Annotated in this window: 7 protein-coding genes and 2 pseudogenes; all 9 read left to right on the top strand. The window is 64.0% G+C overall.

Annotation, left to right across the window (positions count from 1 at the left end; genetic code table 11):
• On the top strand, window positions 1-339 hold a 339-nt coding region (locus FJZ36_16615), incomplete at its 5' end, for an NADH-quinone oxidoreductase subunit H (GenBank protein ID MBM3216521.1).
• A gap of 8 nt (window positions 340-347) precedes the next feature.
• Window positions 348-878 carry an NADH-quinone oxidoreductase subunit J gene (locus tag FJZ36_16610; GenBank protein ID MBM3216520.1) on the top strand — a complete coding sequence of 177 codons (531 nt, stop codon included), beginning with the start codon at window positions 348-350 and terminating at the stop codon, window positions 876-878.
• A gap of 3 nt (window positions 879-881) precedes the next feature.
• A complete protein-coding gene (gene nuoK / locus FJZ36_16605) occupies window positions 882-1,190 on the top strand; it encodes an NADH-quinone oxidoreductase subunit NuoK (GenBank protein ID MBM3216519.1) in 309 nt (102 codons plus the stop codon).
• 49 nt (window positions 1,191-1,239) lie between these two features.
• A complete protein-coding gene (nuoL, locus tag FJZ36_16600) occupies window positions 1,240-3,120 on the top strand; it encodes an NADH-quinone oxidoreductase subunit L (GenBank protein ID MBM3216518.1) in 1,881 nt (626 codons plus the stop codon).
• A 23-nt stretch (window positions 3,121-3,143) separates the two neighbouring features.
• Complete coding sequence (locus tag FJZ36_16595) at window positions 3,144-4,802, top strand: NADH-quinone oxidoreductase subunit M (protein ID MBM3216517.1); 1,659 nt, start codon at window positions 3,144-3,146, stop codon at window positions 4,800-4,802.
• A pseudogene (locus FJZ36_16590) lies at window positions 4,799-6,094 on the top strand (DUF1646 domain-containing protein). The gene FJZ36_16595 and the pseudogene FJZ36_16590 overlap by 4 nt, the downstream one beginning before the upstream one ends.
• 204 nt (window positions 6,095-6,298) lie before the next feature.
• A pseudogene (locus FJZ36_16585) lies at window positions 6,299-6,484 on the top strand (sodium:proton antiporter).
• Window positions 6,485-6,546: 62 nt separating this feature from the next.
• Window positions 6,547-8,028, top strand: a complete 1,482-nt coding sequence (locus FJZ36_16580) for an NADH-quinone oxidoreductase subunit N (GenBank protein ID MBM3216516.1) — start codon at window positions 6,547-6,549, stop codon at window positions 8,026-8,028.
• Window positions 8,029-8,055: 27 nt separating this feature from the next.
• Window positions 8,056-8,334: a hypothetical protein gene (locus FJZ36_16575; protein MBM3216515.1), complete on the top strand. Its 279-nt coding sequence runs from the start codon at window positions 8,056-8,058 to the stop codon at window positions 8,332-8,334.
• Window positions 8,335-8,563: the final 229 nt, after the last annotated feature.

Here is an 8,563-nt window from a genome sequence, read left to right as displayed (position 1 = left end):
TTCGGCGGATACACGCTGTTCGGACTGGAGAAGCTCGTTCCGTGGTGGGTCACGCTGCTCATCTTCCTAGCGAAGGTCGCATTCTTCCTGTTCGTCTTCATCTGGGTGCGATGGACGCTCCCTCGGTTCCGGTACGACCAGGTGATGGCTCTCGGTTGGAAGATGCTTCTGCCCGTCTCGCTGGCGAACGTCGTCGTCACGGCGATAGCGCTCGTGGCGCATGAGCTCGCGTCGGTCCCGCTGCTGCCGATCCTGTGGGTCGGGCAGGTAACGGTCATCGCCGGAGCGATCCTCGTGGCGACGCTGCACGCGCGAACCGCCGCGCCTCGAACCGCATAGAGGCTCGCATGGTAGACCTGCAACTGGTTCTCTTCATCCTCTTCGGGATCGTCGCGCTAGTGGGCGGGGCGCTGGTCATTCTGAACCGGAACCCGGTCTACTCGGCTCTGAGCCTCGTGCTGACGCTGTTCGCCGTGTCGGCGCTCTACGTCCTGCTGGGAGCCTACTTCGTCGCGGCGGTTCAGGTGGTCGTCTACGCGGGCGCAGTGGTCGTGCTCTTCCTGTTCGTCATCATGCTGTTGAACATGGGGCGCCAAGAAGCCATCCACGAGAACATCGACGCGAAGCGGGTCGTCGGGATCGTCGCCGGGATCGTCTTCCTCGGGCTTGTCGCGACGGCAACATGGCAGGCGGTGGGACCGATGACGCCCGAAGTCGCCGACGCTGGGGAACCGGGGCACACGCGCGCGATCGCCGAGCTGCTCTTCCGCAACTACCTGTTGCCGTTCGAGGTGACTTCCGTCATCCTGCTCGCGGCGCTGGTGGGCGTCATCGTGCTGATCCGCCCGCGTCGCGGCGCGAACGAAACCGAGGACTGAGCCATGACGGAAACCACGCTCAAGCTGGGACTGACCCTCAGCGTCGTCCTATTCACGATGGGCGTCGTAGGCGTGCTCATCCGACGGAACGCGATCGTGTTGTTCATGTGCATCGAGCTGATGCTGAACGCGGCGAACCTCGCGTTCGTCGTGTTCGCGCGGTATTACGGACGCGCGGACGGACAGATTTTCGTGTTCTTCGTCATGGCGCTCGCGGCGGCGGAGGTCGCCATGGGGCTGGCGATCATCGTGACCGTCTTCCGGAACCGCGCCAGCATCAACGTGGACGAGATGAACTTCCTGCGGCGATGATCCGGATCGGCGTTGGGTCGAGTATCGGTTCGGACTAGGATAACGCGCGATGTCACTTCCTCTGACGCTTCTGTTCGTGCCGTTGGCGCTTGGCGTTGTCGTCAACGGCATCTTCGGAGCGAAGCTGTCCCAGCGCGTCGCCGGGATCGTCGGGTGCGCAGCGATCGGGCTCTCGTTCCTCGGCGGGATTGTCGCGTTCTCCGGCGTCCGCGCCGGAACGCTAGACGACGTGTCGCTCTACCAGTGGATCGCCGCCGGCAGCCTGAGCATCGATGCAGCGTTCAGGTTCGACGCGCTTTCGGCGGTCATGACGCTCGTTGTCACGGGCGTAAGCTTCCTGATCCACATCTACTCGGTCGGCTACATGAACCACGAGGATCGGCGGGGGTTCTCGCGCTTTTTCGCGTACCTGAACCTTTTCGTCTTCGCGATGCTCATCCTCGTGCTGGGCGACAGCTATCTGCTGATGTTCGTCGGCTGGGAGGGCGTCGGGCTCTGCTCCTATCTCCTGATCGGATTCTGGTATCAGCGGGGACCTCGGAACCCCGGTGAGACTTACCCCTCGCAGGCGGGTAAGAAGGCGTTCGTCGTGAACCGGATCGGCGACTTCGGGTTCCTGCTGGGGATGTTCTTCATCTTCCTGAATACGGGCTCGCTGCGGTTCGATGACGTGTTCCACGCCGCCGAAGCGGGCGGCATCTCCGCGTCGGCGCTCAAGGCGATCACGCTCCTGCTTTTCGTCGGCGCGATCGGTAAGTCGGCGCAGCTTCCCCTCCACGTCTGGCTTCCCGACGCGATGCAGGGTCCCACGTCGGTCAGCGCGCTGATCCACGCCGCGACGATGGTCACGGCAGGCGTCTACATGGTCGCGCGGTCGCACGTCCTCTATACGCTGGCGCAGACGGGCGAGATCGTCGCGTGGTTCGGCATCCTGACGGCGGTCTTCGCGGCGACGATGGCGATCGCGTCGTTCGACATCAAGGGCGTCCTCGCCTACTCGACGATCAGTCAGCTCGGATACATGTTCGTGGGCGTGGGCTTGGGAGCCTACAGCGCGGGCATCGCCCACTTGATGACCCACGCGTTCTTCAAAGGGCTGATGTTCCTCGCGGCGGGAAGCGTCCTCCACGCGATGCACGACGAGCTCGACATGCGGAAGATGGGCGGGCTCCTCAAGAAGACGCCCATTACGTTCGTGACGTTCTTCGTCGGAGCGCTCGCCATCGCGGGCTTCCCGCTGTTGAGCGGGTTCTTCAGCAAAGACGCGATCCTGCTCGCGGCGTTTCAGCACAACGGGGCGATCTTCTGGATCGGCTTGCTGACGGCGTTCCTGACGGCGTTCTACATGTTCCGACTCATCGCCATCACCTTCTTCGGTGAGCCGCGCGACTACACGCTCTTTGCGCATGCGCACGAATCGCCGCCCTCGATGACGTTCCCGCTGCTGGCGCTGGCGGCGCTTTCGGCGGCGGCTGGAGCCCTGTTGGGCTTCACGGAGGATGGACCCTTCTACGCGTTCCTGAACCCGATGTTCCACGGCGAGCACGCCGAGGGCGGATCGTCGCTTCCGATGATCCTGTCGATCGTCGCGGCGATTGCCGGCATCCTGATCGGATGGCGTGCCTACGTCGGGAAGCCCGCCGAAGCGCTCAGCCGGGCGAATCCGGTCGTCGCGCTCTGGCGGCGTAAGTGGTTCGTCGATGAACTCTACGACTTCCTCATCGTCCACCCGCTCCGTTGGACATCCGACCGCGTTCTGTGGCGCATCGTGGACAACCGGATCATCGACGGACTGGTGAACCTGACGGCTTCCGCAGCGTGGTTGGGCGGCGCGGGCTTGCGCACGGCGCACAGCGGGATCGTGCAGACCTACGCGTTCGCGATCCTGGCAGGCGCGGTGATTCTCGTCGCCGCCGCGCTTCTGCGATAGGCGAAACGAGTGGAGGCATCGCTGTGATCCTGACGTGGACCGTGTTTCTACCACTCGTTGGGGCGGCGCTCATCGCCGTAGCCGGGGCGCTCGCACGGAACGTGTCGGATCGCGCCCTGCGCGACAGCGCGCTGAAGGTCGGGGCGCTCGCCGTGTCGCTCCTCGCGTTCCTGCTGTCGCTTCCGTTCGCGCTGGACTTCGCCGCAACCGAGCGCGAGGTCGTCGCCGACTGGATTCCCGCCATCGGGTCGAGCTTCCATCTGCGTCTGGACGGCATCTCGGTCTGGCTCTTCGTCCTGACGACGTTCCTGACGCCCATCTGCATCCTCGCCTCGTGGAACAGCATCGCGGTGCAGGACGATGCCGACGCGGACCATCGCGTGCCCACCGAGAAGGGGGTCGCAGGCTTCCTCGCCTCGCTGCTCGTCCTCGAAACGGCGATGCTGGGAACCTTCGTCGCCTACGATCTGCTCCTGTTCTTCGTGTTCTGGGAGCTGATGCTCATCCCGATGTACTTCTTGATCGGCGTGTGGGGGAGCCCGGGCGTCCGAAGCACGTTCCTGTTCGGGAAGATCAAGGAACGGGTCTACGCGACGCTTAAGTTCGTCCTTTACACGATGGCGGGCAGCGCGTTGATGCTCGTCGGCATCTTGTGGCTCCGATTGAGCGTCGGCACGTTCGACCTGGCGGACATCACGCGCCACGCGGCGACGATCGGGTTCGCCCGAAGCGCGCAGTTTTGGCTCTTCTGGGCGTTCTTCGTCGCGTTCGCGATCAAGGTTCCGCTCTTTCCGTTCCACACCTGGCTTCCGGACGCGCACGTCCAGGCTCCGACCGCTGGCTCCGTCATCCTGGCGGGCGTGCTGCTGAAGATGGGAACCTACGGCATCATCCGCTTCTGCCTGCCGCTCTTTCCTGAAGCCGCCCTCTTCTACGCGCCGACGGTGTCGGTTCTCGCCGTCATCGGGATCATCTACGGGGCGCTCGTGGCGATGGTCCAGCCGGACATGAAGAAGCTGGTCGCCTACTCGAGTGTGAGCCACCTCGGATTCGTCGTGCTGGGACTGTTCTCCGGCAACGACATCGGCGTTCAGGGCGCGGTTCTCCAGATGGTGAACCACGGGCTGAGCACGGGAGCGCTGTTCCTCTTGGTCGGGATGATCTACGAACGGCGGCACACGCGCACCATCGCCGACTTCGGCGGACTCGCCAAGCCGATGCCGGCGTACGCGGCATTCTTCATCATCGTCACGCTGAGCTCCATCGGACTGCCCGGCTTGAACGGCTTCGTGGGCGAGTTCCTCATCCTGCTGGGAACCTTCATGACTGAGGGTCGCGCGTGGTTCGCCGTTCTGGCGGCGACGGGCGTGATCCTGGCGGCTGTCTACATGCTCTGGATGGTGCAGCGGGTCTTCTTCGGGAAGGTCGTCCATCCCGAGAACGAGAGCTTGCGCGATTTGTCGTTCCGCGAGATTATAGTACTCTTACCGATCGTCCTGATGGCGTTCGTGATCGGCTTCTTTCCCAAGCCGTTCTTGGCGCTGATGAACGCTGAGGATGCGATCGGTTCCCTGCGCAAGGCTGGCGCGACGCGGGAGGTCGCCGCGCACGCTGCTCCGATGCTGATACCCGAGCCCGAAGACAGCCACACTTCTCCGGAAGGTGGAGGAAACCACGAATGATCCGCCGGTCGTTGAGCGCACCTCGCTGGGCGACTCTCATCGCCATCTGTTGCACGCTCCTGCTGTCTGCGGGCCCAGTGACCCTCTTGGCGCAGGACGATCACGCCGCCACGGAATCTGCCGCTGACGCACACGCTCCCGCTGCCGATGCCCACGCGGCTGCGGAAGGACACGGCGACGGGCACAACATCGGGACGGAACTGCCGCTGTGGAGCGTCATCCCGTTCGCCGGGATTCTGTTGTCCATCGCGCTCTTCCCGCTGCTGGCGATGCACTTCTGGCATCACAACTACCCGAAGGTTGCAGCCTTCTGGGCTGCCGTCTTTGCGATCCCGTTCCTGTTTATCTACAAGGGCCAGGCGCTCTACGAGATCCTGCACATCTACATCGTCGACTACATCCCGTTCATCATCTTGCTGGCGGGGTTGTTCACGGTGTCAGGCGGGATCGTGCTCCGCGGTACGCTGGTCGGAACGCCCGTGGTCAACGTGCTCTTCATCCTCGTCGGGACGATCATGTCCTCGATGATCGGCACGACCGGCTCGTCCATGCTGCTGATCCGCCCGCTCCTTCGCGCGAACGCGCACCGCGAGCGCAAGGCGCACATCGTCATCTTCTTCATCTTCCTCGTCAGCAACATGGGCGGCTCGCTGACGCCGCTGGGCGATCCGCCGCTGTTCCTCGGATTCCTGCACGGCGTACCGTTCCAGTGGACGCTGTCGTTGCTGCCGGAGATGGGTTTCTCCGCGATCCTGCTGCTCATCCTGTTCTACTTCCTCGACACCATGATGCTCAAGCGCGAGCCCGCCGAGCAGGAGCTCGCCGAGGAGCGCGCCGAGGCGGTTCCCATCAGCATCGCGGGGGCGCACAACTTCCTGTTCCTGCTGGGAATCATCGGCGGCGTGCTGCTCAGCGGTCTGTGGAAGTCCGGCGATGTCAACATCGCAGGCGTCCACGCGGACATCTCTGGACTGACGCGCGACGGCATCATCATCCTGATGGCGGTCTTGGCGTACCTCTCGACGAAGCAGCGGCTCCGTGAGGAGAACGGCTTCACCTGGGAACCGATCCGAGAGGTCGCCTACCTGTTCGCGGGCATCTTCATGACGATCATCCCCGCGCTGGCGATCCTCAAAGCCGGCGAAGAAGGCGCGCTGAAGGCGCTCATCGTCCGAGCGGACAGCGAACCTGCCTACTTCTGGTTCACCGGGATCCTGTCGAGTTTCCTCGACAACGCGCCGACGTACCTGACCTACTTCAACACGGCGCTCGGCAAGCTCCACCTGCACGAGGATGCTGTCAGCGCGTTCCTGTACCATTACCCGCTGCCGATCATGGGCATCTCGACCCCCGATCCGGCGTTCATCGCGCAGCTCTTCAAGGATCACGCGCACCAACTGCCGCACTACGTCGCGGTCGCGGGCGGAGACCTGAGCAACCCAGCGGCTCTCCAGGAGCTCACCCACAACCTCGAGCTGTTCGAGAGCTACCTCAAGGCGATCGCCGTCGGAGCGGTGTTCATGGGAGCCAACACCTACATCGGCAACGCGCCGAACTTCATGGTGCGCTCCATCGCAGAAGAGAATCACGTGAAGATGCCCTCGTTCTTCGGCTACATGGCGTGGTCGGGCGGCATCCTGATTCCGCTGTTCATCATCATCACGTTCGTCTTCTTCAGGTAACGTCCGCTCAGCGAGCCATGATCCGCCGTTGACGAACGAGAGTGGTTGAGGTACCTAGACGCATGGTCGATTTCGATTGGGGAGCGCTCTCCGCGAGCCTCGTACTGCTGGGAACCGCCACGCTCACCGTTCTGTTCGACATGGGCTCGTCCAAGCGGTGGGCCCAGACGACCGCATGGATCGCCCTGATCGGGACGGTCACGGCGCTCGGGTTGGAGCTCGCGAGCCCGGCGCGAGGCGTGGCGCTGTCATTCGGCGCGCGCGACCGGATCGGATCGGCGCTGCCGGTCTTCCTCGCCGACGGCTACACGCACGTCTTCACGCTGATCTTCCTCATCGGGGCAGCGCTGGCGATCCTGCTGTCGATGGCGTATCTGGAGCGCCACAACGGCGTGCGCGGGGAGTACTACATCCTCCTGCTCACGTCGCTGGTCGGGATGATCCTGATGGCGGGCGGCAACGACCTCATCGTCATCTTCCTCGGCTTGGAGCTGATGTCGCTGCCTCTCTACGTCCTGGCGGGGTTCCGGCGGAACCGCGAGTCGAGCGAGTCGTCGCTCAAGTACTTCCTCCTCGGAGCGTTTTCGAGCGGGTTCTTCCTCTACGGGATTGCGCTCATCTACGGCGCGACGGGTTCCACGAACCTGCGAGACATTGCTGGCGGGGTGGGTGGGTCGGGGCTCCTCGGCGTGGGCGTCGTGCTCCTGGTCGTGGGGTTGGCGTTCAAGGTGGCGGCGGTTCCCTTCCATCAGTGGGCTCCCGATGTCTACCAGGGCGCGCCGACGCCCGTGACGGCGTTCTTCGCATCGAGTCCGAAAGTCGCGGCTTTCGCGGCGATTGCGCGGCTGTTCGTCGCTCCCGGCTCGCCGCTGGCGGGCGAGGCGTCGACGATCTTCGCCGTCCTTGCCGTCCTGACGATGAGCGTTGGGAACCTCGTCGCCCTGACGCAGAAGAACGTGAAGCGGATGCTCGCCTATTCGAGTATCGCGCACGCCGGGTACGTGCTCGTCGCGTTCGCGGCGGGGGAATCGGGCGCGCAAAGCGGCGTGTTCTACCTGCTGGTCTACTCGCTGATGAGCATCGGCGCGTTCGGCACGCTCATCCTAGCGGGTTCGTCCGAGGGCGAGCGTCTGAACCTGGACGACTACAACGGGATGGGGTTCCGTAAGCCCTTCCTGGGGGTCGTCCTGAGTGTGTTCATGCTGTCGCTGGCTGGGTTCCCGCCGATGGCGGGGTTCCTCGGCAAGTTCCTCATCTTCCGCGACGCCTGGCACGCGGGACTGGGATGGCTGGTCATCGCTGGGGTCCTGAACAGCGTCGTGTCCGCGTTCTTCTATCTCGGCGTCATCGTGCGCCTGTATATGGCGGATGCGCCCCATGGAGCGCCTGCGGCGAGCCCGGTGACGCTGCCGCAAGGATTGCTGGTCGTCGCGCTGCTGATCGCGTTGGCGGGAGTCGTCATCGGCGGTGTAGCGCCCGGCGGGTTGATGGGCGCGGTCGATCTCGGCGCGGCTTCGGCAGCGACTGCGTCGGTCTTGCACTAGCACGCGCCTGAGTCGTCAGGTGCTCCCATGCAGAAGCAGGGCGAGTTCTGGGCGAGCGTGGGCGAGCTCACGTCGCTGGGCTTGACGCTGGGGTTGTGCGTTCTGTTGCCCGTGTTCGGCGGATGGTGGCTGGGCAAGCGGTTCGGCCACGAGGATGTCGGATTGCTGCTCGGGTTGGCGCTGGGAATCGCCGCCGGAGGCGTCGAACTTTCGCGCACGATCCAGCGTTTGAACCAAGTCAGCCGTGAGCGTGGGGCTTCCAAGGGTCGGGAAGACTCCGACGATGGAACCGACGGCGAAGCCTGATTCGGCAGCGGAATCTTCGATCCCGTCGTACGTGCGTTCGAGGTTGATTGTCGGCGTGTACCGCGCCAGTATTGTACTGGCGTTGCTGATGGCACTAGGCACGCTGCCGTGGGGAGTCGAACACTCCGCAAGCGCGCTGATCGGATCCGCCGTAGCGATCGTGTTCTTCTGGTCGCTAGAGCGTACGCTCGGTTGGCTCTACCAGAGACAGAGCAAGCGCAACCGCCTT

The organism is Candidatus Poribacteria bacterium (genome assembly GCA_016866785.1).
Classification (GTDB): Bacteria; Poribacteria; WGA-4E.
Note: the sequence above shows the minus strand (reverse complement) of the source record. Positions and strands in the feature narration are given on the sequence as shown.

Bases quoted from the DNA above. Each gene is read 5' to 3' on its own strand.
- nuoK (MBM3216519.1), top strand. From the start codon at position 882: ATGACGGAAACCACGCTCAAGCTGGGACTGACCCTCAGCGTCGTCCTA.
- nuoL (MBM3216518.1), top strand. From the start codon at position 1,240: ATGTCACTTCCTCTGACGCTTCTGTTCGTGCCGTTGGCGCTTGGCGTT.
- FJZ36_16580 (MBM3216516.1), top strand. From the start codon at position 6,547: ATGGTCGATTTCGATTGGGGAGCGCTCTCCGCGAGCCTCGTACTGCTG.
- FJZ36_16610 (MBM3216520.1), top strand. From the start codon at position 348: ATGGTAGACCTGCAACTGGTTCTCTTCATCCTCTTCGGGATCGTCGCG.
- FJZ36_16575 (MBM3216515.1), top strand. From the start codon at position 8,056: ATGCAGAAGCAGGGCGAGTTCTGGGCGAGCGTGGGCGAGCTCACGTCG.